Source organism: Vibrio sp. YT-19(2023) (assembly GCF_033337395.1).
In genome coordinates this window covers 1-516 of the sequence record NZ_JAWOQN010001160.1, presented here as the reverse complement: position 1 = coordinate 516, position 516 = coordinate 1, and the positions used below count along the sequence as shown (strand labels likewise).

The following is a 516-nucleotide window of genomic DNA, read 5'->3' as shown; positions in this document are numbered from 1 at the left end:
ATGAACTCAATAGTCGAAATTATAAAAGCTATTCGCGATACGCCCTCACCCTTTTGCGCTTAACTCAAGGCTGAAAATCGAGGCGTAGATACGCCCTGCCTAGCACAATGAGAGTCTGTGAATCTCCTCCAGTCGATGACAGCTCTTGCCATCCGCAAACAAAACAAAAATAAGTCATTGTTTTTATTTATATAAAATCCAAACACAAACTCCAAGCAACAAAACCTTATGTACGCCCTAACCCACTCGCTGTAAATGAGTAGGTTATAAAATGCGTTGACGTAACAAATAGTTAAGAAAAGCAAACTGGCAACTAGATCACGTTTGGTGAGAAGGGATTGGCGTCGAAAAGTGTGTTGAGGAAACGCAGAAACAAAAACGGCCCTTGGGGTATTGGGCCGTGATAAAGACAACGAAGTAGATTAGCGTTCTGGTGTTTCCAGAAGTTTAACGGCGCAATCCACAGCGTTGTTGATACCTTGACTGCTCTCAAGCTTACCTGAACTCGCAGGCCCA

Annotated in this window: 1 protein-coding gene; it reads right to left on the bottom strand. The window is 43.4% G+C overall.

Going from position 1 to position 516, the window contains the following annotated elements:
• Positions 1-422: 422 nt before the first annotated feature.
• On the bottom strand, positions 423-516 hold a 94-nt coding region (locus tag R7E78_RS30610; protein ID WP_318059207.1), incomplete at its 5' end, for a PAS factor family protein.